General features: G+C 40.3%; 25 protein-coding genes and 7 tRNA genes. 30 read left to right on the forward strand and 2 right to left on the reverse strand.

The features are described from left to right. Positions 1-30: 30 nt before the first annotated feature. Both WC724_00005 and WC724_00010 read right to left on the reverse strand, forming a co-directional pair. Positions 31-117: transfer RNA gene (locus WC724_00005), tRNA-Ser, on the reverse strand. A gap of 259 nt (positions 118-376) precedes the next feature. Further along, on the reverse strand, positions 377-1069 hold the full coding sequence (locus tag WC724_00010) for a phosphoribosyltransferase family protein (protein ID MFA6077401.1): 693 nt from the start codon (positions 1067-1069) through the stop codon (positions 377-379). Between the two features lie 85 nt (positions 1070-1154). Between WC724_00010 and pilM the strand changes: the two genes are divergently transcribed. The 30 genes from pilM (at position 1155) to WC724_00160 (ending at position 24954) form a co-directional block, all read left to right on the forward strand. Beyond that, positions 1155-2306 (forward strand): type IV pilus assembly protein PilM, encoded by a 1152-nt coding sequence (gene pilM, locus WC724_00015; GenBank protein ID MFA6077402.1) that lies wholly within the window; start codon positions 1155-1157, stop codon positions 2304-2306. A gap of 32 nt (positions 2307-2338) precedes the next feature. Further along, positions 2339-2962, forward strand: coding sequence for a hypothetical protein (locus WC724_00020; GenBank protein ID MFA6077403.1), 624 nt, complete (start codon positions 2339-2341; stop codon positions 2960-2962). A gap of 1 nt (position 2963) precedes the next feature. Further along, entirely contained in the window at positions 2964-3545 is a 582-nt protein-coding gene (locus WC724_00025) for a hypothetical protein (GenBank protein MFA6077404.1), read from the forward strand. Positions 3546-3555: 10 nt separating this feature from the next. Continuing rightward, complete coding sequence (locus tag WC724_00030) at positions 3556-3912, forward strand: hypothetical protein (GenBank protein ID MFA6077405.1); 357 nt, start codon at positions 3556-3558, stop codon at positions 3910-3912. Positions 3913-3946: 34 nt separating this feature from the next. Next, positions 3947-5653 (forward strand): GspE/PulE family protein, encoded by a 1707-nt coding sequence (locus WC724_00035; GenBank protein ID MFA6077406.1) that lies wholly within the window; start codon positions 3947-3949, stop codon positions 5651-5653. Between the two features lie 97 nt (positions 5654-5750). Further along, positions 5751-6140: a response regulator gene (locus tag WC724_00040; protein ID MFA6077407.1), complete on the forward strand. Its 390-nt coding sequence runs from the start codon at positions 5751-5753 to the stop codon at positions 6138-6140. Between the two features lie 22 nt (positions 6141-6162). Next, positions 6163-7227, forward strand: coding sequence for a PilT/PilU family type 4a pilus ATPase (locus WC724_00045; protein MFA6077408.1), 1065 nt, complete (start codon positions 6163-6165; stop codon positions 7225-7227). A gap of 20 nt (positions 7228-7247) precedes the next feature. Continuing rightward, a complete protein-coding gene (locus WC724_00050; GenBank protein ID MFA6077409.1) occupies positions 7248-8465 on the forward strand; it encodes a type II secretion system F family protein in 1218 nt (405 codons plus the stop codon). 212 nt (positions 8466-8677) lie between these two features. Continuing rightward, positions 8678-9160 (forward strand): type II secretion system protein, encoded by a 483-nt coding sequence (locus WC724_00055; protein ID MFA6077410.1) that lies wholly within the window; start codon positions 8678-8680, stop codon positions 9158-9160. Positions 9161-9237: 77 nt separating this feature from the next. Continuing rightward, positions 9238-10080, forward strand: coding sequence for a prepilin peptidase (locus WC724_00060; GenBank protein ID MFA6077411.1), 843 nt, complete (start codon positions 9238-9240; stop codon positions 10078-10080). Between the two features lie 59 nt (positions 10081-10139). After that, on the forward strand, positions 10140-10742 hold the full coding sequence (locus WC724_00065) for a type II secretion system protein (protein ID MFA6077412.1): 603 nt from the start codon (positions 10140-10142) through the stop codon (positions 10740-10742). A gap of 9 nt (positions 10743-10751) precedes the next feature. Further along, a complete protein-coding gene (locus WC724_00070; protein MFA6077413.1) occupies positions 10752-11345 on the forward strand; it encodes a type II secretion system protein in 594 nt (197 codons plus the stop codon). Positions 11346-11352: 7 nt separating this feature from the next. Beyond that, complete coding sequence (locus WC724_00075; GenBank protein ID MFA6077414.1) at positions 11353-11901, forward strand: type II secretion system protein; 549 nt, start codon at positions 11353-11355, stop codon at positions 11899-11901. 4 nt (positions 11902-11905) lie between these two features. After that, entirely contained in the window at positions 11906-12457 is a 552-nt protein-coding gene (locus tag WC724_00080) for a hypothetical protein (protein ID MFA6077415.1), read from the forward strand. Between the two features lie 2 nt (positions 12458-12459). Continuing rightward, positions 12460-14454, forward strand: a complete 1995-nt coding sequence (gene ligA, locus WC724_00085) for an NAD-dependent DNA ligase LigA (protein ID MFA6077416.1) — start codon at positions 12460-12462, stop codon at positions 14452-14454. A 46-nt stretch (positions 14455-14500) separates the two neighbouring features. Continuing rightward, positions 14501-14779 (forward strand): Asp-tRNA(Asn)/Glu-tRNA(Gln) amidotransferase subunit GatC, encoded by a 279-nt coding sequence (gatC, locus tag WC724_00090; protein MFA6077417.1) that lies wholly within the window; start codon positions 14501-14503, stop codon positions 14777-14779. Between the two features lie 2 nt (positions 14780-14781). Further along, the gene (gene gatA, locus WC724_00095; protein ID MFA6077418.1) at positions 14782-16218 is read left to right on the forward strand and encodes an Asp-tRNA(Asn)/Glu-tRNA(Gln) amidotransferase subunit GatA; all 1437 of its coding nucleotides are present in this window, start codon (positions 14782-14784) and stop codon (positions 16216-16218) included. Continuing rightward, positions 16211-16876, forward strand: a complete 666-nt coding sequence (locus WC724_00100; protein ID MFA6077419.1) for a hypothetical protein — start codon at positions 16211-16213, stop codon at positions 16874-16876. Before gatA ends, WC724_00100 begins: the two co-directional genes overlap by 8 nt. Before the next feature lie 90 nt (positions 16877-16966). Then, positions 16967-17037, forward strand: a tRNA-Met gene (locus tag WC724_00105). 60 nt (positions 17038-17097) lie between these two features. Then, positions 17098-17168 (forward strand) — tRNA-Met (locus tag WC724_00110). 23 nt (positions 17169-17191) lie between these two features. Next, positions 17192-17265 (forward strand) — tRNA-Asp (locus WC724_00115). 291 nt (positions 17266-17556) lie between these two features. Beyond that, positions 17557-17632, forward strand: a tRNA-Thr gene (locus WC724_00120). Positions 17633-17811: 179 nt separating this feature from the next. Beyond that, positions 17812-17887 (forward strand) — tRNA-Thr (locus WC724_00125). Positions 17888-17889: 2 nt separating this feature from the next. After that, positions 17890-18777 (forward strand): PCRF domain-containing protein, encoded by an 888-nt coding sequence (locus tag WC724_00130; protein MFA6077420.1) that lies wholly within the window; start codon positions 17890-17892, stop codon positions 18775-18777. A gap of 186 nt (positions 18778-18963) precedes the next feature. After that, on the forward strand, positions 18964-19644 hold the full coding sequence (gene ftsE / locus WC724_00135) for a cell division ATP-binding protein FtsE (GenBank protein ID MFA6077421.1): 681 nt from the start codon (positions 18964-18966) through the stop codon (positions 19642-19644). A 49-nt stretch (positions 19645-19693) separates the two neighbouring features. Beyond that, the gene (locus tag WC724_00140) at positions 19694-20614 is read left to right on the forward strand and encodes a permease-like cell division protein FtsX (GenBank protein ID MFA6077422.1); all 921 of its coding nucleotides are present in this window, start codon (positions 19694-19696) and stop codon (positions 20612-20614) included. Positions 20615-20621: 7 nt separating this feature from the next. Beyond that, complete coding sequence (locus tag WC724_00145) at positions 20622-22271, forward strand: CTP synthase (GenBank protein ID MFA6077423.1); 1650 nt, start codon at positions 20622-20624, stop codon at positions 22269-22271. 56 nt (positions 22272-22327) lie between these two features. Beyond that, positions 22328-22398: transfer RNA gene (locus tag WC724_00150), tRNA-Gln, on the forward strand. Between the two features lie 162 nt (positions 22399-22560). Next, entirely contained in the window at positions 22561-23307 is a 747-nt protein-coding gene (locus WC724_00155; GenBank protein MFA6077424.1) for a hypothetical protein, read from the forward strand. A gap of 162 nt (positions 23308-23469) precedes the next feature. After that, complete coding sequence (locus WC724_00160; GenBank protein ID MFA6077425.1) at positions 23470-24954, forward strand: phosphoribosylaminoimidazolesuccinocarboxamide synthase; 1485 nt, start codon at positions 23470-23472, stop codon at positions 24952-24954. The last annotated feature ends 88 nt before the right edge of the window (positions 24955-25042 follow it).

Raw genomic sequence — 25042 nt, forward strand, 5'->3', positions numbered from 1 at the left:
CTCGTCTCCGTTTTTCACGGAGCTTCAAAACGGAGACGGTGGGATTCGAACCCACGGTCCCGATTAAGGGACGCCTCGTTAGCAGTGAGGTGCTTTCGACCACTCAGCCACGTCTCCATATATTGTATAAACATTGCACGATTCCTCTTTAGAGTATAGCTTGAATTCGCTTCCTCCTATGGCCTGCCTAACGGCATCGGCCATTTTCTCGCTTCTCTCGAAACCGGATGAAAAGTAAAGCAGTTTACTTTTCATCCACTCAGCCACGTCTCCATATATTGTATAAACATTGCACGCTTTCCGTTTACATTATCACGTCTCCAATATGAGAAAACTTAACACATTTTTTCGTGTTGAGCCAATGAATAATTCTACTTTAATGCGCTACGGTAATTTTCAGAAATTTTCTTACCCCGGCTTTTTTGAGAGCCCGTTCAGCTTCATGAAGAGTTGCGCCGGTTGTTGCGACATCGTCTATTAAAATTACATTCTTCCCGCGCACAAGTTCTGGTTTTTTTACGGTAAAACATCCTCGCACATTATTTTTTCGCTCACCTTTGTTTTTTATGTCAGCCTGTGGTGGAGTATCAATAGAACGAATGAGGGCGTTTTTCTCGATAGTGAAATTTTCTCCACAGTCTTCTTTAATCAAAGATTCTGCTAAAAGCTCCGCTTGGTTATACCCGCGTTTTTTAAGACGCTTTGCTGAAAGGGGGATTGGAATCAAAAGCGCCCCACTCCAGTTTTGGAGTAATTTTCGGTCGGCTAGTTCTGGAAGCAGTCTTTCGTAAAGAGCTTTGGCTAAAATCGGCGCCAAGTACTGACCATTTTTGTATTTTAGGCTCCGAATTGCTTTTTTGACCACTTTGTTTTGATAAGAAAAGGCAGAAACGATCTGCTCTTCTTGTGTAAAGTCTGGCGGTGGTAAAACAGCAAGACATTCAGCACACAAACCAACATCTTCTTTTCCGCACCCAAGGCAAGAAACTGGATATATTGAAGAAGATAGCAATATTAAAACGTCACGAAGGGGTTTCAGTAATTTTTTTGTGTTAATAACAAATACCATGAAAATTGGTGAATTCTTTGTGTTATACTATTGTAAATACTTTTTCAAATATTGCCCTATTAGGCGTAGTTGATATTTTAATTTTATGGACAATCCTTTCAAAAAAGTTTTTGGGTCACTTAATCTCAATTTTACCCCAAAAAGCCAAAGTGTCGTTGGTATCGACATTGGCTCTTCTTTTGTTAAGGTTGTCCAGCTTAAAAAGAAAGGCGGAAAGGCTGTGCTTGAAACTTATGGCGAGCTTGCTCTTGGTCCAATTGCTGGTCTTGATGTTGGCAGAATGACCAATCTTTCAGAAGAAAAAATCGCTCAGGCTGTTGCAGATATTTTTCGCGAAGCCAATGTGACAACAAAAGAGTGCGCAATCGCGATTCCTCTTTCCGGTAGTCTTATTTCATTTGTTGAGATTCCGTATCTTGTTGAAAAACAACTTCAAGAAATTATTCCGATAGAAGCGCGAAAATATATCCCCGTGCCGATTTCTGAAGTCACACTTGATTGGTGGATTATTCCAAAGTTTGATAGTGCGACAACAGAAGTAAGCGAGCCAGAAAAATCTAGCTCAGCCCCAACTGCAAAAGTTCAAAAAGCGGATGTTTTAATTGTTGCCATTCACAACGAAGTGCTTTCAAGACTAAAGGGTGTGGCGTTACGAAACGACCTAAAGCCAGGATTTTTTGAAATAGAAGTTTTTAGCACTGTGCGTTCAACTTTTGGACACGACTTGGCGCCAACAATGCTGTTTGATATGGGGGCTGGAATGACAAAGCTTTCAATCGTTGAAAGAGGAGTGATGCAAAGTTCACATACTATAAATAGAGGATCACAGGATATTACTTTAAATATTTCAAACTCACTTGGAGTCTCATCTTCCCGTGCAGAAGAATTAAAAAGATTATATGGATTGTCTCAAACACAGACAGAAGAGGGGAAAGTCGTCGCAGAAATCTCATCCACAGTTCTTGAGTATGTATTTTCAGAGGCGAATAGGATATTATTAAACTACGAAAGAAAATACGGTAAGAGTGTTTCAAAAATTATACTTATTGGCGGTGGCGTTCTTTTAAAAGGTTTCCGCGAAGTGGCGGCAAAGAACCTAGAAGCCGAAGTTTCTTACGGCGATCCGTTTTCAAAAGTTGAAGCTCCTGCGTTTTTGACAGAAGTTTTACAAGAAGCAGGGCCGGAGTTTGCTGTAGCGATTGGTTTGGCACTAAGAAGGTTACAAGAACTTGATTAAACATATTTTTATACGGGACATCTCATAATTCAATGGATTACCCATCACAAAATCAAACATCGTTCATTCCAAGGAAGTCTTTGGTTAAAGAAAATGGAAACCAAGAAAAGCCTATTGGTATTTTTCTTATTATTTCTGTTTTTATTTTTATTGCCTCAATTCTTGGGGCAGCTGGAGTTTTTCTTTACGAGAAAAAAATCACAAGCGATATTACTAGTGCTAGTGAGAGCCTAAAGAGAGCGCAAGGAGCTTTTGAACTTCCAACTATTGAAAATCTTAAAGCATTAGGGAGAAGGATTGAGATATCAAAAAATCTTCTTCAGAAGCACACAGTGATTTCTCCAGTTTTCGAACTTTTGCAGACCAGCACGCTAAAAAGCGTTCGCTTTAATAAATTTGAATACTCGAACAATTTGAAAGGTGATGTAACAGTGGAGTTAGATGGAGAAGCAAAAAGTTATGAAACACTTGCTCTCCAGTCGTCAGAGTTTGCTAAGAATAAAAATATTAAGGAAAATGTTTTTTCTAATATTAACCTGGACGAAAAAGGTAACGTTATTTTTAGAGTAAAACTTACGGTTGATCCAATTTTTATTTCCTATCGCGACCAGTTGTTGTGGACAGGGGAGAGTAATAGTAACGATAATTCCAACTAGTATGTTTAAAATAATCTTTCCAATTTTATTGCTCGGAACATCAGGATTGATGCTATTTATGTTTACCAATCCAAATTACGAAAAGATACAAGCAAAGAAAGTTGAACTTGCTAGTTATAATGAGGCTCTCGACAACTCAAAACTTATTCTTGGTCAAAAAGATAAACTCTTAAGTATAGTCAACGAAATTCCCGAAGAGCAAAAGCTTAAACTAGAGAAATTATTGCCAAGCAATATCGATAATATCCGCCTTATTCTTGAAATCAATAATATCGCTAAGCGTTACGGAGTAATTCTTCGCGCGATTGAGTTTGGAAGTACACCGCAAGCTGTCCCTAAGACCGCTATTGGTCAAAAAGCTCCAACTAATGCTCCAGATCTTGGAAATTCAGATTACGGAACGGTAACCCTCGGATTCACCATGGTTGCCTCATACCCCACCTGCGTTTCTTTCCTAAAGGAGATTGAGACGAGCTTGCGCTTGGTTGAGATAAAGTCTGTTATCTTTGACGCCCCGATGTCTTCGCAAGATAAAGATTTGTATACCTTTAGAATAGAACTTAATACGTTTTGGTTAAAATAAGAAAGAGAATATGATTTCGCCAAATATAAAAAATTTCATCATAGCAGCAGTGGTCATTGGGGTCGGCTTTTGGGCATACTCTTCCTTTATTGTGAAATCTGAAGATGAAAATAGTTTAATTACGGCTGTTCCAGCTGCTTCTGGTTTGGAGACATCAAACGACACTACTGGTTCTCAAATTTTAAAAATATTAAGTAACCTAAAAACAATTCGGATAGATAAAGCATTATTTTCCGAGGCGTCGTTTACTCGGCTACAAGATCACAGTGTTAATTTGACGGAGGAACAAGCGGGAAGAAAGAACCCATTTATTTCTACCTCTCTTGAAACTAACACCGGTACAACTTCCGGAAGATTATCACAATAAAAAAGCTAATAATTAAAATTATTTTTAAATAACTATGAGTTTTCTCGACAAGCTCGCTGAAGAAAAAATCATCAAGACAAGTGAGCTTGATGAAATAAATTCACGCCTGTCTCATGGGGATACAGACATCGACGATATTTTAATTGGTAAAGGAATAAAAGAAGACCTTATTGTCAGATTAAAATCTGAATATTCAAATGTTCCAGTACGTCAAATAGATATAAAGGCCATTTCTTTTGATGTGCTCAAATATATTCCCGAAGAGTCGGCTACTTACTATAAATTTGTGCCAATCGGTGTTACTCAAGGGGTGCTTGAGGTTGGTCTTTTGGATCCAGACAACATAGATACACGCAATGCACTTCAATTCATCGCTTCAAAGATTGGGATGCCGTTTAAAATGTTCGTTATTTCCAAATCTGATTTCAATGGAATTATCAACAACTACAAAGGTCTGACAGGTGAGGTGACGCATGCGCTTGAGGATCTTACTCCACCACAAGGGGATATGGATCTTGATGAGGGGAAGACAGAGGAAAAGGTTGATACGGAGAAAATTATTGAAGATGCTCCTGTATCTAAAATAGTGGCGGTCATTTTACGTCACGCAACAGAAGGTGGTGCTTCTGATATTCATATTGAAAATGCCGGCGACAAGGTTAAGGTTAGGTTTCGCGTTGACGGTGTTTTACACACAAGTTTGTTTTTGCCACTCAAAGTTTATGCAGCTGTTATTTCTCGTATTAAAATTCTTGCCAACTTAAAGTTGGACGAAAAACGAAAACCTCAAGACGGTCGCTTTTCAGTGAAGCTTGATGGTAGAAAAGTTGATATTCGTGTTTCTTCGCTCCCTACGTTTTACGGAGAAAAGATAGCAATGAGAATCCTCGATTCTGAAAAGGGTGTTAAACCTCTTGATAGTATCGGCCTTACTCCAGAAAACTTAGCCAAAATAAGAAAGGCCATGGTTGAGCCGTATGGTTTGGTTTTGATTAGCGGGCCAACTGGTTCTGGAAAAACTACAACCCTTTATTCGATGTTGAATGAACTGGATCGTGAAAAACGAAATGTTGTTAGTTTGGAAGACCCAGTTGAATACAATATTCCTGGAATGAATCAATCACAGATTGTTCCGGAGATTGGATATAGCTTTGCATCAGGTCTCCGTTCTATTTTGCGTCAGGACCCGGACGTGATAATGGTTGGTGAAATTCGCGATAAGGAGACAGCCGAGCTTGCCATCCAAGCTTCTTTGACTGGCCACATGGTTTTTGCCACGATTCACACCAACAACGCAATCGGAACTGTTCCTCGTTTGGTTGATATGGGTATTGATCCTTATTTGATTGCTCCAACACTTACACTCTCAATCGCACAGCGCTTGGTTCGTATCGCATGTCCAACATCAATTAGACCAATGCCTGTTGAGGGGGCTATTAAAATGATGTTTGATAAGCAGTTTGCAGATTTACCTGATGAATATAAGAAAAATTTAAATCTTGAGGGTAATGTTTACAGTGTTGAGCCATCGCCAGAATGTCCGTCTGGTACTCGTGGACGTGTTGCTGTGTTTGAAATTTTTGATATCGACAAAGAAGTGGAAGCTATGATTTTGAAGGATCCAACAGACATAGAGCTCTGGAAAATTGCTAGAAAGAAAGGAATGCTCACAATGAGAGAAGACGCAATAATGAAAGCACTTCGGGGCGAAATAGCTTTTCAGGAAGTTAATTCACTGTAATGAGGTGGATAACGTATTTTTGTAGTATGATATATAGTGTCTTCGCATAGGTTTTATGAAAAGAGAAAGCTCGTTTTTGTGAAGGAATATACATATTATGGAAAAAGTAAATAAAAAAATAATTATTGTTGATGACGATAATTTTTTGCTTGATATGTATAGTTTAAAGTTTACCGAGCGCGGTTTTGATGTGAGTGCCTCTCTAGGGAGTCTTGATCTTCTTCAAAAACTACGAAGTGGATTTACTCCAGATATTGTATTGCTCGATATTGTCATGCCATCGATGGATGGGTTTGAGGTATTGGAGGCAATTAAAAAAGAAAATTTAGCTAAAGGTGCAACAAAAATAATACTCTCAAATCGTGGACAGCAGGAAGATATAGACAGGGGAATAAGTTTGGGGGCCAAGGGATATATCGTTAAGGCAACAGCTACTCCAACTGAAGTTGTTGATAAGGTTATGGAAATAATGGGAATTTCCAAATAAATAATAATAGTAATTTTGAAAAATGGATTATAACAAAGTACTCAAAGAATTAATCACCACTGTAATCGCCGAAGGTGGTTCAGATTTACATATTTCAGAAGGGAGACATCCAGCAGTGCGTGTTTCTGGAAATCTTAACTATCTTGTAAAAAAAGATGTGCTTACAAAAGATGATGCGGTCGGTTTATTGGAAGCATTGGTTGGAAAAGATAGAACTAAGAAATTTTTTGAAAAACAAGAGTTTGATTTTTCGTACGATTTTAATAATGGAGAGGCAAGAATGAGAGGAAGTGCTTTTATGGAAAAGGGGATGGTAAGTATCGCGTTACGACTTATTCCAAGAGTGAAGACATTGCCAGAGTTGAAACTACCACCAATACTTGCTGATTTTGCAAGGAGGAAGCAGGGGTTTTTCCTTGTTGTTGGTCCGGTCGGTCAAGGTAAATCAACAACACTCGCTTCAATGGTTAACCTCATAAACACCGAAAGAGCAGAGCATATTGTCACTATTGAAGATCCGATTGAATATATCTTTGAGCAAAATCGTTCAATAGTAGACCAGCGCGAAGTGGGGATAGATACTAAAGATTTTCAGACGGGTCTAAATTCTGTTTTTAGACAGGACGTGAACGTCATTATGATTGGAGAAATGAGAAATCCTGAGACAATGGCAACGGCTGTTACTGCCGCCGAAACCGGACATCTTGTTTTTTCTACTTTACACACAAATAATGCCGCCCAAACAATCGATCGTATCGTTGATTCGTTTAGCGCAGGACAGCAAGATCAGATTCGTGTGCAACTCGCCTCAAGTTTGCTTGGCATTTTTTCACAAAGACTCGTTCCACGTATTTCTGGTGGAATGATTCCAGCATACGAGCTTTTAATAAAGAACAATGCCGTTGCGAATTTGATTAGAGAAAAGAGAACGCATGAAATAAATATGGTTATTGAAACTGGTTCAGAGCAGGGAATGATAGATATGAACCACTCATTATTGGAACTTGTTTCAATGGGTGAAATTACACCAGAGAGCGCTTACACTTACTCGCTTAATCCAAAGGGTTTGGAAAGATCACTTTCTTAAGATAATAAAAAAGTACTGGTATGATTTTTTCATATAAAGCAATAACTCAAGACGGGCAAGAAAAGAGAGGCACTATTGATGTTGCAACTCAAGAAATGGCAATCACGGCTCTTCAGCGTCGTGGTTTAGTCGTTGCCTCGCTTGAAGAAATCGAAGAAGGTAAGACCGGTGGTTTTTTCAGTCAAAAAGTCGCTCTTTTTGAAAGTGTCTCAGCAAAAGACGTTGTTATGCTTTCTAGACAGGTTGCGACACTTTTTGACGCAAATGTTTCAGTGCTTAAGGCGTTTAGGTTGCTTGCTGCAGAATCTGAAAAAACAATTATCCGAAACAACCTAACTCTTCTTTCTGACGATATTCAAGGTGGACTTTCTATTTCAGAGGCCATGGCAAAAAGGCCAGCTCTATTCTCTCCGTTTTACGTGAACATGGTTAAGGCCGGAGAAGAATCTGGAAAATTGTCTGATACTTTTGTTAGTCTCGCGGATCAAATGGAAAGATCATATGAACTCACAGCAAAGGCTCGCGGAGCTATGATTTATCCTGCGTTCGTTATCGGTACTTTCTTTGTTGTTATGATTTTGATGCTTACGATGGTTATTCCAAAGCTCGCAGGAATTTTGGAAGAAAGCGGGCAGACGGTTCCTATTTACACACAAGTAGTTTTGTTTATGAGTGGCTTCCTTGTTGATTATGGGTTATTTTTTTTACTCCTTTTGATAAGCTTTATTGTTTATTTTTGGAAATTTAAGTTTAAGGCTGAGGGTGGTTTGTATGTTGATCGTTTAAAATTATCAATTCCTTATGTTAAGGATCTTTTCCAAAAATTATACCTTTCTCGTATTTCCGATAACATGGACACAATGCTTTCCTCGGGAATTTCTATGGTTCGTTCTATTGAAATCAGTGCTTCTGTTGTGGACAGTAAAATATATGAAGAAATTTTATCTAAAGTAGCGGAAGATGTTCGTGGTGGAGTTCCTCTTTCTGACGCTTTGTATAAATACGAGGAAATGCCAAATATGATGATACAGATGATTAGGGTTGGAGAGGAAACAGGTAAACTCGCTCCAATATTAAAAACAGTAGCTCGCTTCTATCGCCGTGAGGTGAATACCGCAGTCGACACATTGGTGAGTTTGATTGAGCCAATCATGATTGTTGCACTTGGACTTGGTGTTGGAATCTTGCTCGCCTCTGTATTGGTGCCGATTTACAACATTGCTTCGTCAGGGTTCTAATTTGGCAGGAAAGTAGCTTTTAGCTTCCTTAGCTTGTTAGGGAGAAAATTGGGATTTAAAAAGCTAACGAAGCTAACTAGCTACAAACTAAAGAAGCTAGTTAGCTGGTTGTCCACACATGTCTTCCTATATTCTAATCGGGCTGATATAATATAAAAATCTTAAAAATTAAGGCTTTTGATGAGCCAAATAGATAATTTAAATTAAAAAATATGAACAGAAGTAATAAAGGTTTTACGCTTATTGAACTCTTGGTCGTTATTGCCATCATCGGCATCCTCTCTTCTATTGTTCTTGCGTCTTTGAATACAGCTCGTGGTAAAGGAGCAGACGCAGCCATTAAAGGCAACCTTGAGGGTATTCGAGTACAAGCTGAAATGCTTTACGATACAAATGGTGGTTATGGTGTTGACGCAACCCCTACAGCCTTTGCTGTTGCTGCTTGTGCCGCAACCGCAGACACACTTTTTGCAGATCCCGTAATTAAGGGTCAGGTTACTTCTGCTGGAAACGCAATTAGTTCAACCGGTATGGCAAACGGTAGTTGTGTTAGTACTGCATCATCTTGGGCAGTATCAATGCCTCTTAAAACCGCACCAGCAACATCGTGGTGTGTTGATAGTACTGGAGCATCTAGGGTTGTTACACCCGCTGGTGTAGACCGTGGTTTTCTTAGTGGTGTTTGTAAAGAATAAAAAATCTTTGTTTTTTAGCAACAAAAAACCAGCTTGAAAGCTGGTTTTTTGTTTGGCGTGATACAATTGAGTATCATATGGCAACAATTATTGGAGTAACCTTTTTTATTCTCGGGACAATTATTGGAAGTTTTTTGAATGTTGTTAGTCTCCGTCATAACACAGGGAAGACGCTATCTGGGCGCTCTTTTTGTTTTTCTTGTGGTAAGACATTAGCTTGGTATGAGCTTGTTCCTGTCTTAAGCTTTATTTTTCAAAGAGGAAGATGTCGGGGGTGTGGGAGTAAAATTTCTTGGCAGTACCCAATAGTGGAAGTTATAACAGGCACTTTGTTTTTCGCACTCTCTCAGAAATTTTTATATTTTTTTCTTGTGGTTTTAAACACTGGGATTAGCAACCTTTACGATATTGGTCTCTTTCTTTCTTTTGTCTCCTACTCGGTGCTATTTAGTATTCTTATTGCTATTGGTGTTTATGACGTTAAGCATAAAATAATTCCCGATAAACTTGTTTATCTACTTATTTCCATTGCATTTTTGCGCACAGTTGTCGTAGCTTTGTCCGCCATCTTTATTTTTGGTGATTCGACCACTTCTGTTTTACCAGATCTTTTGTCTGGTCCAATTGTAGCATTGCCACTTTTCCTTATTTGGTTTTTTTCAAAAGGGAGAGCAATGGGGTTTGGCGACGTTAAACTGACTCTTGGTTTGGGTTGGATGATGCCATTGTGGGGGGCGGTAGCTGCGCTTATGATGTCATTTTGGGTAGGCGGTGTTGTTGGTATTATTTTGTTGTCTTTGTTTAGTAAAAAAATTACAATGAAGACAGAAGTGCCGTTTGCTCCATTTTTAATTTTAGGAACTATTCTTGCGTTTTTCTGCGAAATTAATTTCTGGAGCATTCTCGGATTTTTTGATTAAAACAACCCAAAGAAGGCTGTTCGCCTGAGATGAAAAAGAAAGTGGTTCAACAAAAATAAATGAAACAAAAACTAATGAACTTAATCCCTAAAAGCTATAAGATAATCGCGGCTTCCGGTTTTACGCTTATTGAAATGATTGTGGTTATTGCAATCGTTGGGTTGTTGTCTACCGTTACTTTGACAAACTACAGAGATGTCTCTGAGCGTATTTCGCTTGAAAATTTGGCTCAACAAATAGCCATTGTGATAAGACAAGCACAGGTTTATGGAATTGGTGTTGTTAATGCGCACCCATCGTACGGTGTTTATTTCCCAAATAGTTCAAATTCTTTTATTCTTTTTGTGGATAGAGATAATGATGGTCGCTACTCTGGCGAGAGTGAAGACGTCGAAAGAATAACGCTAAAAAATAACAATACCATAAGCGCGTTGTCGGCAAATAAAATTTCCTCAAGCTGTTTAGATGTTAAAAACCTTAGTACTGTGGACGTTGTCTTCACGAGACCAAACCCTGATGCGAATTTTTATGTGCTGGTTGAGGAAGCGCGCTTTTACCCAGCGGACGTAGAGGTTACTATTAGATCAGCAAACGGCGGATATAGGGAAGTAAGTATTTGGTTGACCGGACAGATAAGTATTGGTGACAGACTTTGTTCTTAATAATCAAATATGATTTTTTTAAATAAAACTAAAAATAATACAAACAAACAGAAGGGCTTCACTCTTATTGAGCTCATGGTCGCGACGTCCCTTTTCGTTGTTGTCGCAACAGTTAGCGTGATGGCACTTATTACTGTCAAAGACGCCAACGCAAAGGCACAAACAAAAAGAAATGTTTTAGACAATTTAAATTTTGCTGTTGAAAATATGGCAAGAAATCTTCGAGTTGGTAAAAACTATAGTTGCGACTCAGACGTCGTTATTCTTCCGGGAAGAGATTGTAACGACGGGACAGAAATTACTTTTACGGACTATCAAGGTGATCATGTGACATATTCCTTAAGTGCGGATGCTAATCCAAGAATAATGAAAAAAGTTATTGGTGTTACAAACCCAGGCAGAACTAATGCTGAAGCTCTACCAATAACTTCTCCTGATATTCAAATAGAATCACTTCGATTTATTGTGAGAGGTGCCGGGGCAACAGGAGTACCACAACCATTCGCTGTCATTTTTGTTGAAGGCGTCGCTAAACCAGGAACAAAGCTGGAGACAAGGTTTAAAATTCAAACCTCGGCTTCCCAGAGAGTTCTTGATTTTTAATATGATTATGAATTTTTTAAAAAAGAACAATTTAAAGCAAGGAAATGGTGGATTTACTCTAGTTGAATCAATTGTTGCTATTTTTATTTTACTCATTTCTGTTGTTATGCCGATGTCGGTAGTTGCGCGGGCCCTTTTTGCTGCAAATTATGCTCAAGATCAAATTACCGCGGTTTATTTAGCGCAGGAAGCAATAGAGGTGGTTAGAACTACTAGAGATAATAATGTTCTAAGTGGTACCGCACTGTGGGACCAAGGAAATCTTGGGGACGGCTCATCAACATCTTGCTATAGCGGAAGTGGTTGTTATGTTGATGCTGTTAATAATACGATTAATGCTTGTGGTGGGGTTTGTCCTAATATCCAAGAGAACTCAGCTGGCGTTATTTCTTGGTATGGAAATTATAGTGATTGGGCAAATACCAAATATGTAAGAACGATAAAGCTTTCAAAGATTAGCGCATACGAAATCAAGATTAATTCTACGGTTACCTGGGTGTCGCGTAGCGGAGACAGGACAGTATCTGTTGAAGACGTGTTAACCAACTGGCCATAATTTTATGAATAAAAAGACAAAAAAAGAAATAGAAAATAATGGTTTTGTTTTGTTTTTTTCGCTTATTATATCGAGTATAGTTTTGTCTATTATTTCTGGAATAATCCTTATTGCCTATAAGGAGTTAATCATTTCTTCAACTGGGCGTGAATCACAGAAGGCTTTTTATTCTGCTGATGCGGGGACAGAGTGTGCGCTTTATTGGGACGTAAAACACCCACTTCCAGGGTATGAAAATAATAGCGTTTTTCCAAGTTCTGATACCCCTGTCTCTCCGATGCCACTTACGATACCAACTGCTTGCGGTGGGCAGAATATTACAATTAGTTTCTCAACCAACCCGAGTGACCCACCCCCAAGTGCAACAGCGGCAACATCAACTTTTACTTTAAATATTTTTAGCTCTGGAGTTTGCGCTACAGTTGTTGATGTTGTTGTCTCCAAATATATTGATGAATTACTAAACGAAAAAACTAAAATTGATTCGCATGGATATAATACCTGCGATCCAACAAACCCACGTCGCGTTGAGAGAGGTATTCGTATAACCTATTAGTTATGGATAAAAAAGAAGCTGAGGAACGAATTTCAAAACTTAAAAAAGAAATTGATTTTCACCGATACCAGTATCATGTTTTAGATAAGGAAACAATAAGCGAGGCGTCTCTCGACTCTTTAAAACACGAACTTTATAAGCTTGAACAGCAATTTCCAGAATTAATAACATTTGATTCACCAACTCAACGAGTGGGAGGGCAGGCACTCGCAAAATTCGGAAAAATCAAACACGAAGCGCCGATGCTTTCAATTGAGGATGTTTTTACACTTACCGAACTTAAAGCTTGGGAAGTTAGAGTTAGTAAATTTATTGGTCGTGAAATCTCTCCATTTTTTTGTATGGTCAAACTAGATGGACTTGCCGTTGAGCTTGTCTATGAAAACGGGGTTTTAAAGACGGCTTCTACTCGTGGTGATGGAGTTATGGGGGAGGATATAACACAAAATATTCGAACAATTGAAACGGTGCCACTCGTGCTTCAAAAACCAAAAGAGGAAGTTTCTAATTTTGAACATATCGTTGTGCGCGGAGAAATATTTTTCCCACTGAAAGCATTTGAAAAATTAAATAAAGAACTTAAGAGAGAGGGGCAGGCAGAGTTTGCAAATCCACGTAATGCAGCTGCTGGAAGTGTGCGCCAGCTTGATTCAAAAATCACAGCCATGAGACCCCTTCAGTTTTCCGCATGGGATTTGATAAGTGATCATGGCACAAAGACGCACGACAAGGAGTGGGAGGTGTTGTCACAGTTTGGTTTTAAGGTGAATCCGTTAGGGAGAGTCGCGAATAATCTTTATGAAGTAGAGAAGTTTTTTAATGAAGTGAATTCAAAGCGTGAGAAACTTGACTACTGGATAGACGGTACGGTAGTAAGGATAAACAACAACAGTGTTTTTAAATCTCTTGGGGTTGTTGGTAAAACTCCACGGGGTTTAGTCGCCTGGAAATTTCCAGCAGAGGAAACAACCAGCGTTGTGGAGGCGGTGGAATGGCTTGTTGGACGCACTGGTGCGCTTACGCCGGTTGCCACACTAAAACCAACCTTAATTGCTGGGACAACAGTTAAGCACGCATCACTTCATAATGCGGATGAAATTGCTCGCCTTGATATTCGAATCGGCGACACAGTTGTTATTTATAAGGCTGGAGAAATTATTCCAAAAGTGAAGGAGGTTTTAAAAAATCTTCGCCCAAAGAGTGCGAAAGAAATTATTCCACCAACAATTTGTCCTGTCTGTGGTTCTAATGTGTCAAAAAATCCTGGAGAGGTGGCGATTGTTTGTTCAAACAAGAGGTGTTTTGCGCAAGACCGAGAAAGGGTACTTCATTCCGCTCGCGCCTTTGGTATCGAAGGTTTTGGTCCCCAGACAATAGAACTTCTTTTGGACGAAAAAATAATTCAAGGGCCTGCTGATATTTTTTCTATAACCGTTGATGACATTATCGAACTTGAGCGTTTTGCTGATATTTCCGCAAATAAATTAATAAAAGAGATTCAATCCAAAAAAACAATTTCACTTGCAAAATTTATTGTGGCGCTAGGTATTAGGCATGTGGGCGAAGAGACCGCCTCGCTTTTGGCGGAGCATTTTTTGACTCTCGAAAAAATTATGAAAGCAAAAGAAGAAGAGCTATCTCTTGTTCCTGGGATTGGGGAAGTGGTTGGTAAGAGTGTTGCCGATTTTTTTAATGATGAGCACAATCAAAAAATTATTGAGGGCTATCTTGAGCAGGGAGTTAAAATTGAAAAAGGGAAATCAAAGCCTCGCGGAAAATTTTTTGGGAAGACGTTTGTACTGACCGGTACTCTTTCTTCAATGGGAAGAAATGAAGCAAAAGAAAAAATAAAATCATTAGGAGGAAGTGTTTCAAGTTCTGTTTCTGTAAAAACAGACTATGTGGTGGTTGGGGGGGAGCCTGGTTCTAAGTTTGATGAGGCCAATAAATTAGGAGTGAAAGTGTTGGACGAAGATGAGTTTCTAAAACTTCTGTAAAATAGCCTTTTTTGTTCATTTTTTTGTGTGTTACTATAGTGTTTATATGAAAAAGGAAGATATCGACAGGTTAGCTAAGCTTTCACGCCTTTCCCTCACCGATGAGGAGAAGGAGAAAATAGCCCTAGAATTTGATTCAATTTTGGGGTACGTTTCTGAAATTGAAAAAGTTTCAGTCGGTGAGCGTGTGCTTGAGGCAGGGACCTTAAGAAACGTTATGCGTGAAGATGGAGAGCCACACGAAAGCGGTCTTTATACCGAGGTGATTTTAAATGATGCCCCAGATACGGAGGATGGATATTTGAAAGTTAAACAAGTGTTTTAAATATGTCTGTTGATTTAAATAAACTAACAATTGAAGAAGCGCTAAAAGGACTCTCAAACGGAGATTTTTCTTCAGAAGATTTAGTGAAGAACGCTCTCTCTGCTATTTTAGAACGTGAGGAAGATGTTCACGCTTATCTTGAAGTTTTTAGTGACGCGATAGAGCAGGCTAAGGTGGCAGATCAGAAAAGAAAAAATGGCGACAAGGGGATGCTCCTTGGTGTGCCAATCGCAATAAAAGACAACATCCTTATTGAAGGTCGCCACGTTACAGCTGCTTCAAAAATTTTAGAAGGATATGTTGCGCCGTATGATGCAACTGTAATTAAAAAACTAAAAGATGAGGGTGCAGTTTTTATTGGGAGAACAAACATGGATGAATTTGCTATGGGTGGCTCAACAGAAAACTCCGCTTTTGGCGTGACAAAAAATCCACACGATTTGTCGCGAGTTGCCGGTGGTTCCTCTGGTGGTTCTGCTGCCGCTGTTGCAATGGGTAGTGTTTTAGGGGCGCTTGGTTCTGATACTGGTGGCTCAATCAGACAGCCAGCATCTCTTTGTGGTGTTGTGGGGCTAAAAACAACATATGGTAGTGTCTCTCGCCACGGACTTATGGCGATGGGTTCTTCGTTGGATCAAATTGGCCCTTTTGCAAAAACTGTTGCTGACGCTGAAATTTTATTCCGTGCTATCTCTGGTCACGACAAGATGGACAGCACTTCATTGCCAGACGATACCTATGATTTTAAAGAAAAAAAAGACAACCCTTTTGTTGTTGGAGTTCCGCGAGATTTTGTTTCAGCTCCCGGGATAGACAAAGAAGTTCTTGCGAATTTTGAACGCTCACTAGAACTTTTGAAAAAGGATGGAGTAGAGATAAGAGACGTTGATTTACCAAGCTTAAAGCACTCTCTCGCTGTTTATTATATTTTGATGCCCGCAGAAGCTTCGACTAATCTTGCGCGATTTGATGGTGTTCGTTTTGGACTTTCAGAGGATGGTGGAGATGTTTTAGGTTCTTATATGAAAACTAGAGGAGATGGGTTTGGTCGGGAAGTACGACGTCGAATTATGCTCGGGGCATACGTTCTTTCCTCTGGGTACTATGATGCTTATTATAATAAAGCCAACGCTGTGCGTGCGCTTATAAACGAAGATTTTGAAAAAGCTTTTGCTTCTGTTGATGCCATTGTTACACCGACTTCTCCTGTGCCAGCTTTTAAGATTGGAGAAAAATCAGAAGACCCCCTTGCTATGTATCTAGCTGATATTTTTACCGTGCCAGTTAACTTGGCCGGAATACCAGCTATCTCCATCCCGTCAGGGTTTACAGAACAAAAACTTCCACTCGGGATTCAGTTCATTGCTCGTCGAGGTGGAGAGGAAACACTTTTTGGTTTGGGGAAGAAGTTTGAATTAATTCGCGAAAACCATGCTTGATAATCCAATATTTGCACCAACCGGACAGGGGAGAGATATAAATTTTCTTAACCTCGAATATTTTTTTAATCTGATTTATCAGATTTTTAATAATATTTATTTCTTTTTTACAGGTATTAATTTGCCTGGAAGTTCTGGAGGGTCTTCTTCCGGAATTTCCTTAGGCTCTTCCTTGGGAATTTCTTTTGATGATTTTTTACTTATTTTAAAAAATATTTTACAAATATTAGCCGTTTTCTTAATTGCTGGAATTGTTTACTGCATTATTCGGCTTAGTGAAATAAGAAAGGAAGAAAACGAGAAGTTGAAAATTATAGAAATAAAAGATTCTGGGGAAAAAATAAGGAATGAGCGATGGGCTGTAGTTCAAAACCACTTAAATAGCGAGAGTGAGGCGGATTGGAAATTTGCCGTTATTGAAGCAGATAATATTTTAGATGAACTTGTAAAGAAGATGGGGTATGACGGACAGGATTTAGGGGAGAGGCTAAAGGTTGTTGAACCAGCTGATTTCCAGAGTCTGCAAAGTGCGTGGGAAGCTCACAAAGTACGAAATCAAATTGTTCATGAAAGTTCTGGGTTTAAGCTAACATACGCCGAGGCAAAGAGGGTTGTTGGTTTATATGAGCAAGTTTTTCGTGAGTTTGAGTATCTTTAAATAGGAAATTTAGAGGATAGTGAGAGCTTGCATTCGGCTCTTGTGTGGGGGTATAATCAGCAAAACCTCTTAATGGGGGATTTTTATTATAGCGGGGTGGAGAAGTGGTATCTCGCAAGGCTCATAACCTTGAGGCGCCCGTTCGAGTCGGGCCCCCGCAACAAGTAAACGTGGGTGACAGTCGCGAAGTTTCCAAGGTCATGTCACGATTATGATAGATTGCCGATGTAGTTCAATGGTAGAACGAAGGACTCATAAGCCTTAGACAATGGTCCGATTCCATTCATCGGCACACGGTTTGAAAAAATCGAAAATGCGGCCATAGCTCAACTGGTTAGAGCACTCGCCTGTCACGCGAGAGGTTGTGGGTTCAAGTCCCATTGGCCGCGCAAAATTAATCCCCGAAAGGGGATTTAATTTTGCGCGGCAAAGCAAGACATTTGAATGTCTTGCGGTGGGACTTGAAGCCCGGAGCGATGTTTTTGTTTGAGTGTAGCGAAAGGCAAAAACCGCGAGGGCGGGCTGAGCGATTTTTCAGTCAAGAAAAATACGACTAGCCAAGCGTCCCATTGGCCGCGCAAAAATTTAGCAAAATTTTATGCGTGACCAAGTCCCCCTGACCCCCGTATCCATTTTGAGAAAACGCAGAAATAGATTACTATTTCTGCGTTGTTTGATTTGCCGTTGTAGCTCAGTTGGTAGAGCACGTCATTGGTAATGACGAGGTCTCCGGTTCAATCCCGGACAACGGCTCCAGAGAGGGTTGTAGCCAGTAACATAATTTACTGGCGTTCGGGATTGAAAGCCGGAGCGCGACGGCGCGAGGCGGGGTCGCGAAATTTTTCAGCAGAAAAATATTTGTGACCAATCCCGGACAACGGCTCCAGAGAGGGTTGTTCGTATAGAATGTTATGATTAATTTGTGTTTAAAGTGTGCCACCTTAGCTCAGTTGGCAGAGCATCTCACTCGTAACGAGAAGGTCCCCAGTTCGATTCTGGGAGGTGGCTCCAAAATGAAAGATAAGCAAGCTACAGAAAAACGCATAGCTGAAATTGAGGCTCAAATGGTGAGGGCAGATTTTTGGAATGATAAAGTTTCCGCTCAAGCAATCTTAAAAGAATTTCAACAGTTAAAAAACGACCTTGATGGTGTTGCTCGTTATGACAAAGGGAATGCGGTGATGACCATTTTTTCTGGTGCGGGCGGTGATGACTCAGAAGATTTTTCCAGAATGCTTTTTGGTATGTACGAAAGATTTTTCGCAAAAAAAGGTTTTGCTTCGCATACTGTTCATGAAAATAAAAATGACCATGGCGGATATCGCAACATTACAATCGAGATTTCGGGGAGGAATGTTTATGGCACGCTAAAGAACGAATCCGGCGTTCATCGGCTTGTTCGAATCTCGCCGTTCAACGCCAAAAAACTGAGACACACCTCTTTTTCGATGGTTGAGGTTATTCCAGATTTTGAAGAAGGAGAGGAAAGTGATATTCAAATTGCTCCAGAAGATATAAGGATTGAATTCGCGCGCTCTTCTGGTCCAGGTGGACAGAACGTGAACAAAAGAGAGACGGCGGTACGGGTGGTACATCTACCTACGAATATTGCCGTTCACGCAGAAACAGAACGTTCGCAAGAGCAAAACCGTGCTCGAGCTATGCAAATTTTGAAAGGAAAGTTGTTTAAAAAAATGGAAGATGAGCGCAAGTCTATGGAAAAAGGATTGTACGTTTCAAAAACAACTGAAATTGAGTGGGGGAATCAAATACGCTCGTATGTTTTACATCCGTACAAAATGGTTAAGGATCACAGGACTGGTGTTGAGACCGCTGATGTTGACGGAGTTTTGGAAGAAGGAAAAATTGAGGAATTCATCGAAGCGGAGAAAGGGTTGTAGAAATTTTTAATTATTAATTTAAAATATAAAAATAACTCTTAATTTCTTAATTTTAAAAATTAACTCATTAAATTTTATTTAAAAATTGAATATTTGATATTATAAATTTAATTAAGAGAACTATGTGCTTGTGTTATAATGGTTCCACTGGTAAAAATGGTGTATATCAAAGAGTAAAGGCAAACAATGATTTATTTCGATAAAGTTTCAAAAATATATAAAGACCAATCAGTTGCGCTTGAGGACGTGACCATTACAATCTCGCCCGGGGAATTCGTTTCAATCGTTGGTCATTCTGGTGCAGGGAAGACAACACTCCTTAAAATGCTTATGGTTGAAGAGAAGCCAACATCTGGTAAGGTCTTTTTTGAATCAATTGATGTACAAACTCTCCGCGGAAAAGAAATACCAAGCTATCGAAGACGAATCGGCGTTGTTTTTCAAGATTTTAAACTTTTGCCCAATAAAACCGCGTATGAAAATGTAGCTTTTGCGATGGAGGCGGCTGGAAGAAGCGACGAAGAGATTGCTTCCGACGTTCCACATGCACTTGAGCTTGTTGATTTGGGTATGAAGAGGTGGAATTTTCCAAGAGAACTCTCTGGTGGAGAGCGCCAAAGAGTGGCTATTGCTCGCTCAATCATAAACCAGCCAGATGTTTTAATTGCCGATGAGCCAACGGGTAATCTTGATCCAATAAATACTCAGGAAATTATTCAAATCTTGAAAAAAATCAACGATTTAGGGACAACTGTTATTTTAACGACGCACAACAAGGGTGTGATTGATTCGCTAGGGAAAAGAGTGGTTACTATGGAAAATGGCCGAATCTCAAGAGATGACGAGAAGGGCCGTTACGTGATGTAATTTAATATTTTTTGTTCGATTTAGCCGTTTCTGTTATACTGATTGGGACATGATTGGGACTGATTTGAGACGTATCATAAAAGCCGGCATAACCAACTTTTGGCGCACTGGCACCGTCTCTCTCTCCTCTATTTTTATCTTCACAACGACCCTATATTTTTTGGGGTCGCTTATTTTTTTACAGGCACTCCTTGATTACACATTGACTCAGATTAAAGACCGCGTTGATGTAAATACATACTTCACAACTTCAACGGATGAGTCGCAAATTCTTTCTATAAAAAAGCGTCTAGAGGAACTACCAGAGGTTTCTTCTGTAAAATATACTTCTCGTGTTGAATCTCTTGAGCAGTTTAAAAAGCGTCACGAAAATGATTACCTGACACTTCAGGCTCTTGATGAACTCGGAGATAATCCACTTGGCGCATCATTAAATATCAAGGCCAAAGATCCTTCCCAGTACGAGGCAATTGTTCGCTTTTTGCAAAGCGACAGTCTTGGCGCTCAATCAAGTGGAATTATTGATAAAATTAATTACAATCAAAATAAAAGTGTCATTGATCGTCTCTCAAGCATTATCGATGGTTCGAGAAAAATTGGTTTTGCATTAGCTTTTGCTTTGGCAATACTTTCGGTTTTAATTTCCTTCAACACAATTCGCCTTGTGATCTACATCTCAAGGGAAGAGATTGGCATTATGCAACTTGTTGGAGCAAACGATTCATATGTGCGTGGACCGTTTATTGTCGGTGGAATTTTGTATGGAGTTTTCTCGGCAATATTTGCATTGATACTCTTCGTCCCAACAACAATCTGGGTTGGTAAAACTACAACCAACTTTTTTGGTGGAATAAATATTTTCGATTACTACCTTTCAAACTTTTTTGAGATATTCTTCATTTTGATTTTGTCTGGTGCGTTTTTGGGAGCGATATCAAGCGTGCTTGCAGTTAGAAAATATTTAAAATAACCGTTAAATGAAACAAAATAAAACAAAGTATATTTTTGTGGTTGGGGGTGTTATATCAGGCGTCGGGAAAGGGGTAACAGTTTCATCTATCGGAAAAATTTTACAATCTCGCGGTCTTAAAGTGACCGCGATTAAAATTGACCCATATGTAAACGTGGATGCAGGCACAATGAACCCTACTGAACACGGGGAGGTTTTCGTGCTTGAAGACGGCTTCGAGACGGATCAGGACATGGGTAACTATGAGCGTTTCTTGGGTGTAAAGCTCTCTCGGGCCAATTATATGACCACAGGGAGGGTGTATGAGTCTGTCATCAAGAAAGAACGCAATTTAGAGTACGGCGGGAAGTGTGTACAGGTGGTTCCACATATTCCCCTTGAAATTATTGGGCGAATAGAGCGCGCTGGTGCACGAGCAAACGCTGACGTGGTGGTGATTGAAATTGGCGGAACTGTCGGTGAATACGAGAACATTCTTTTTCTAGAAGCTGCTCGTATGATGAAACTTCGTAAACCAGAAAGTGTGGCGTTTGTTATTGTTTCATATCTTCCAGTGCCATCTAAAGTCGGAGAGATGAAAACAAAGCCGACCCAACACGCCGTGCGCGCCCTATCAAGCGCGGGAATTCACCCAGACATTATTGTGGCGCGCAGTCAGGGCCCTCTCGACAAAAAACGAAAAGATAAATTAGCACTATTTTGTAACGTCTCTCCTGAATGTGTTATCTCTGCCCCAGATGTTGATAGTATTTACGATATCCCACTCAATTTAGAGCGTGATCATTTAGGAGAGATTTTACTGAAGAAGTTAAAACTAAAAGCAAAGAACAGCGCCGACTTAGCTGACTGGAGAAAATTTTTTGAAGGTGTCGGGAAATTTAAAGATGAAATTAAAATCGCTGTTGTTGGAAAATATTTCGATACAGGTGATTTCGTTTTGGCCGATTCGTACATTTCTGTTATTGAAGCAATAAAATTCTCCGCTTATCATTTGAAAAAACGCCCAGTGCTCACCTGGCTCAACTCAAAAGATTTTGAATTGGACCCCAAGAAAGTTAAACAGTTGGAAAAATATGACGGAGTCGTTGTTCCTGGTGGATTTGGTGAATCTGGTATCGCCGGAAAACTTGCGGCGATTAAATACGCCCGCGAAAATAAAATTCCATATCTTGGACTTTGTTATGGAATGCAACTTATTGTCATTGAGTATGCAAGAAATGTTTTAGGATTAAAAAACGCCAATACTGCGGAGATAGATCCAAGCGCAGAGCATCTAGTGATTGATATTTTGCCAGAGCAAAAAGAAAAATTAAAAAGACGAGATTATGGCGGAAGCATGAGGCTCGGTTCATATCCTGCAGTTTTGAAAGAGGGAACTATTGCTCGCGAAGCTTATGGAGCAAAAGAAGTTTCAGAGCGACACAGGCATCGTTATGAGGTTAATCACGAATATGTCGAACGACTGGAAAATGCCGGACTCGTTTTCTCGGGGCGTTCACCAGACGGCAAGTTGATGGAAATCGCGGAATTGCCTAAGCGTAAACATCCATTTTTCCTTGGAACACAATTTCATCCTGAGTTTCAGGCGACGCCATTTGCTCCACACCCACTTTTTACTGAGTTTTTGAAGGCGTCTTCTAAGAGACACAAGAAATAGGTTTTATCTTCCGTGGTTGAGAAATAATGTTTTTTGTAGTAAGTTTCTTATTACGTTGCCGGATCGTCTAATGGTAGGACATCGCCCTCTGGAGGCGAGTATCTTGGTTCGAGTCCAAGTCCGGCAGTTAGTGAGCTTCGCGAACATTACGGACTTGGACTCGAACCGCGGGCCGCAGCCCTCGAAGAGAGGGCGTAGGTTTCGAGCACAGCAGTGCGAGAGGCGAGTCCAATGAAATTCCATAGCTCTCTATATATTATGATATAAACTAGTCTAAACTCGGGAATAAATGAATTATAAAAAAATTAAATTATTTTCAGTTATTTTACTAACAGTATTTACTAGTTTTCTTGTCTATTTGGTTGTGTTCTTAAAATTTGGTTTGAATGAGATACAGAGCTTGTTTAGCATAGCTGGGTCACTTTCAATCGGGGTGGCACTACTTACTTATTTTTACAAAAAGAAACAAGATGAATTGTTTGCAACGATAGATCAGATAACTTTTTTTCGCGAAAAAATAATTCTTGAATGGGACGAAGTTCAGAGATATATTAAAGAGAGAAACCCAGGTTTTATTTCTTCTAGAATTAGTCTACAAAACCAAACTATAGATTTTATTAGAAAAGAATTTTCTGTAAATTTTAATCGACAATTAGCGATTTTCTTTGATGCAGAAAAAAACTATCCTGATATATGGATGGACGGAACTGTTTTAGATAAACATATACTGTTTTTGAATATGTTAGAAGAGTTCTCTCTTAAGGTTATTTACTCAAAAACTGATGAAAATCCAGCATTCGAGTCGATTCACAATACGTTTGTTGAAATAGTTGAAAAAAATGCTGTAGCTTTACTTTTTATGCGAGAGGTCAAAGCAGGAAATCAAATTTACTCTACAATATTATCTTTATATAAATCATGGCAAAAAAAGACCGACAAAGTAAGTTTTATAAAAAACCTTGAAAGTTTTGGATTTATTACTAAAAAACAAAAAGAGACACTTTACAATAAAAGAAAAGAAAAATTTGGTTTCTAGAAGTATAAAATAAGACAAGTTGGGTGTTATTAAAAACTTTGTTTTGATACACAAGTTCACACCTCCCCCCATTTGACATTTCTCCAATTTCCTGTTAATTTCAGAGCGGTTTATGTACATGTTTCAATTTAAGATTCCAAACTTTCAAGCGGAGGAAACATCATGTTACAGCTCTCGCCCGCACGGGCAGCAGGAACGATTCTCGAGGGTCTCAAGCTCTTGAATCGCGGAAAGGTACGCGACACCTATGATCTGGGGAGTGGCTTACTCCTTTCTGTCGCAACAGATGCGGTCAGTATTTTCGACCACGTCCTGAATGCAATAATTCCCGGGAAGGGAATCATTCTGACGGCCATGACGCATTTCTGGATGACCAAGCTGGAAGAGGCCAAAATCTGCAAGACACATCTCGTTGCTGCTGGTTCTGCAATCGATCATTACCTCCCGGACAATCTCCGGGGTAATGTCGACTTGCAGTCCCGTGCGCTCGTGGTGAAGCAACTTCAAATGGTGCCAATCGAGTTTATCGCTCGAGGGTATCTGACGGGGTCGGCCCTCAAGGAATACCAGACGACTGGAAAGGTCTTTGGTGTTCCTTTGCCAAAAGGTCTTCATGACGGCGACAAGTTGCCGTTCGTGTTTGACACTCCGACGACGAAAGAAGTCGAGGGTCATGACATTCCGATGGACGCCAAAGAGGTGCGGGTGAAATATCCCGAGGAAACAAAAACCTTACTCGCCGTTTACGAGTTCGTGCGTGGTTTTGCTGAAAAGCACGGCATCATTTTTGCCGACACCAAGCTCGAGTTTGGACGCGACGAAGAAGGGCAACTCGTTTTAGGCGACGAAGTGGCCACTCCGGACTCCAGTCGTTTCTGGAGCGCGGATGTCTGGCGGGCCAGCCAGAAGGATGAAAATCGCAAGGCACCACCGCCGTACGACAAGCAGTTGGTCCGCAATTGGGGGATTGATGCCGGGGTGAACAATCTCGACCCGCTTTCTCCCAAGGATGTGAAAAAGGTTCACGGGATGTCCATTCCCGACGACCTCATCATCGCGACCTCCGAGATGTATCGCTACATCTTCTGGCTGATTACCGGCCGGAGGATTGATTCCTACCTCACCACGGCCCTGAAGATAAAGCTGGGCGTTACGGGGCGGAAGGTGGCGGTTGTCTTCGGTAGCGTGAGTGATCGCAAAGAAGCGGAAGTGGCAATCGCGGTCGCCAAGAAGTATGTGAGCAACGGCCTCCTTCATGAGCTCAATATTCACGTATTGAGCTGTCACCGAAACCCCCTAGACCTCGTGGAATTCACGAAACAAGGATGCTTCGGCGCAGATGTCGTCGTTGCTGCCGGAGGGAAGGCATTCGCCTTGCCAGGGGTTCTTGACGCCCACCTTCACGCAAACGGCTGGAGGATTCCGGTTATCGGCGTTGCTTTCGGCCATTCGGGAAGTGAAGAGTTGCTCGCAGCTGAGCTCTCGATTTCACAGATACCGGGACGGCCAGTATTGATGGACGAGAAGGTCGGCGTTTATTGCAATAGCGCCGGTCTCTCGATGGCCATTGCACGGGCGGCGTTCTCGGAAATGCCCCCCGGTCTTCCGCGGGTAAAGAAGGAATCGCAGTTTTTCATCGAAGATTAGTTGTCGAGGAGTCGGCAACGAGTTTAGATGCAGACGGGTCAGTTCATTCTGACCCGTCTTTTTTTTGGAAAAAATTTTAATATGAAAA

This window comes from Candidatus Paceibacterota bacterium (genome assembly GCA_041661305.1).
Taxonomy (GTDB): Bacteria; Patescibacteriota; Minisyncoccia; order Phycocordibacterales; family VMEP01; genus VMEP01.

Coding starts and splice junctions, on each gene's coding strand:
- WC724_00010 (MFA6077401.1), bottom strand. CDS start 1,069: ATGGTATTTGTTATTAACACAAAAAAATTACTGAAACCCCTTCGTGAC.
- pilM (MFA6077402.1), top strand. CDS start 1,155: ATGGACAATCCTTTCAAAAAAGTTTTTGGGTCACTTAATCTCAATTTT.
- WC724_00020 (MFA6077403.1), top strand. CDS start 2,339: ATGGATTACCCATCACAAAATCAAACATCGTTCATTCCAAGGAAGTCT.
- WC724_00025 (MFA6077404.1), top strand. CDS start 2,964: ATGTTTAAAATAATCTTTCCAATTTTATTGCTCGGAACATCAGGATTG.
- WC724_00030 (MFA6077405.1), top strand. CDS start 3,556: ATGATTTCGCCAAATATAAAAAATTTCATCATAGCAGCAGTGGTCATT.
- WC724_00035 (MFA6077406.1), top strand. CDS start 3,947: ATGAGTTTTCTCGACAAGCTCGCTGAAGAAAAAATCATCAAGACAAGT.
- WC724_00040 (MFA6077407.1), top strand. CDS start 5,751: ATGGAAAAAGTAAATAAAAAAATAATTATTGTTGATGACGATAATTTT.
- WC724_00045 (MFA6077408.1), top strand. CDS start 6,163: ATGGATTATAACAAAGTACTCAAAGAATTAATCACCACTGTAATCGCC.
- WC724_00050 (MFA6077409.1), top strand. CDS start 7,248: ATGATTTTTTCATATAAAGCAATAACTCAAGACGGGCAAGAAAAGAGA.
- WC724_00055 (MFA6077410.1), top strand. CDS start 8,678: ATGAACAGAAGTAATAAAGGTTTTACGCTTATTGAACTCTTGGTCGTT.
- WC724_00060 (MFA6077411.1), top strand. CDS start 9,238: ATGGCAACAATTATTGGAGTAACCTTTTTTATTCTCGGGACAATTATT.
- WC724_00065 (MFA6077412.1), top strand. CDS start 10,140: ATGAAACAAAAACTAATGAACTTAATCCCTAAAAGCTATAAGATAATC.
- WC724_00070 (MFA6077413.1), top strand. CDS start 10,752: ATGATTTTTTTAAATAAAACTAAAAATAATACAAACAAACAGAAGGGC.
- WC724_00075 (MFA6077414.1), top strand. CDS start 11,353: ATGAATTTTTTAAAAAAGAACAATTTAAAGCAAGGAAATGGTGGATTT.
- WC724_00080 (MFA6077415.1), top strand. CDS start 11,906: ATGAATAAAAAGACAAAAAAAGAAATAGAAAATAATGGTTTTGTTTTG.
- ligA (MFA6077416.1), top strand. CDS start 12,460: ATGGATAAAAAAGAAGCTGAGGAACGAATTTCAAAACTTAAAAAAGAA.
- gatC (MFA6077417.1), top strand. CDS start 14,501: ATGAAAAAGGAAGATATCGACAGGTTAGCTAAGCTTTCACGCCTTTCC.
- gatA (MFA6077418.1), top strand. CDS start 14,782: ATGTCTGTTGATTTAAATAAACTAACAATTGAAGAAGCGCTAAAAGGA.
- WC724_00100 (MFA6077419.1), top strand. CDS start 16,211: ATGCTTGATAATCCAATATTTGCACCAACCGGACAGGGGAGAGATATA.
- WC724_00130 (MFA6077420.1), top strand. CDS start 17,890: ATGAAAGATAAGCAAGCTACAGAAAAACGCATAGCTGAAATTGAGGCT.
- ftsE (MFA6077421.1), top strand. CDS start 18,964: ATGATTTATTTCGATAAAGTTTCAAAAATATATAAAGACCAATCAGTT.
- WC724_00140 (MFA6077422.1), top strand. CDS start 19,694: ATGATTGGGACTGATTTGAGACGTATCATAAAAGCCGGCATAACCAAC.
- WC724_00145 (MFA6077423.1), top strand. CDS start 20,622: ATGAAACAAAATAAAACAAAGTATATTTTTGTGGTTGGGGGTGTTATA.
- WC724_00155 (MFA6077424.1), top strand. CDS start 22,561: ATGAATTATAAAAAAATTAAATTATTTTCAGTTATTTTACTAACAGTA.
- WC724_00160 (MFA6077425.1), top strand. CDS start 23,470: ATGTTACAGCTCTCGCCCGCACGGGCAGCAGGAACGATTCTCGAGGGT.